Source organism: Actinoplanes sp. NPDC048791 (genome assembly GCF_040650095.1).
Lineage (GTDB): Bacteria > Actinomycetota > Actinomycetes > Mycobacteriales > Micromonosporaceae > Actinoplanes.
Genome location: NZ_JBEZGQ010001721.1, coordinates 1 through 1,091, shown reverse-complemented (window position 1 = coordinate 1,091; position 1,091 = coordinate 1). Strand labels below are relative to the sequence as shown.

2 protein-coding genes are annotated in these 1,091 nt (G+C 72.8%); both read left to right on the top strand.

What is annotated here, in order from left to right:
• On the top strand, positions 1-587 hold a 587-nt coding region (locus tag AB0C29_RS49925), incomplete at its 5' end, for a CopD family protein (RefSeq protein WP_360835614.1).
• Positions 588-630: 43 nt separating this feature from the next.
• Positions 631-975 carry an STAS domain-containing protein gene (locus AB0C29_RS49920; protein ID WP_360835612.1) on the top strand — a complete coding sequence of 115 codons (345 nt, stop codon included), beginning with the start codon at positions 631-633 and terminating at the stop codon, positions 973-975.
• Positions 976-1,091: the final 116 nt, after the last annotated feature.

Genomic DNA, 1,091 nt, shown 5'->3' with positions numbered 1-1,091 from the left:
GCACCGGGTACGGCCGACTCCTGCTCGGCAAGATCGTGATCCTGGCCGGGGTGCTGGCCGCGGCTGCCTTCGCGCGGCGCATGGTGCAGCGGGCCCAGGTGCGCGCCGGCGGGGTGGCCACGTTGCGGCGTACGGTCGGGGCCGAGGTGGCCGCCACCGTGCTGGTGCTGGGGCTCAGCGCCGTACTGGTGCAGGTCACGCCCGGCCGCAGCGCCACCGGTGAGCGGGCCGCGAGCACGGAGAAGGGGGTCTCGCAGACCCTCACCTCGGAGCTGTTCACGCTGCAGTACTACGTCTACCCGGTGGAACTGGGCGAGAACAACACCGTGCACGGCTTCACCTACACGCCGGAGGGCAAGCCGCTGCCGGCCCCCGAGTGGACCGTCACGACCCGCCTGCAGGGCCAGGATCTGGAACCGGTGTCCGAGCCGATGCTGCCCCTCACGCCCCGCAACGACGCGGTCGGCGCGCTGACGTTCCCGCTGCCCGGCACGTACGAGATCAGCTTCACCGTCCGGGTCAGCGAGATCGACCAGGCGACGGTCCGCACGACGATCACGGTGCCGCAGGTTCCACCGGCCTCGTGATTGGGCAGAAAGAGGTCTCCGTCGTGCCCGGGGAGGCCCAGTCGTGCAAGTGTCCGTCATCGGTAACCCCGACGACACCGTGATCATCTCCGTGCGCGGCGACCTGGACGGTGGCACCGACACCGTGCTCGGCACCACCCTGGAGCAGGTGCTGGACCGGCCGGTGCCGCGGGTGGTCGTCGACGTCTCCGGCATCGGGTTCTGCGACTCCACCGGGCTGCGCTCGTTCGTCAACGGGCACGAGCGGGCCGTCGCCGCCGGTGGCTGGCTGCGGCTGGCCGCCCCGGGCGACCAACTGCGCAGCCTGCTGCACGTCGCCGGGCTGCTGCCGGTGCTGGAGGTCTATCCCAGCGTGGCCGACGCGCTGGCCACCGAGCCGGACTTGTAACCTCGCGGCGTGCTCATCCTGCTGCCGCCGTCCGAGGGCAAGACCGCACCGGCCACCGGTGCCCCCGCCGACCCCGCGGAGCTGTGGCACCCCCGGCTCGCCCCGGCCCGGCGCCG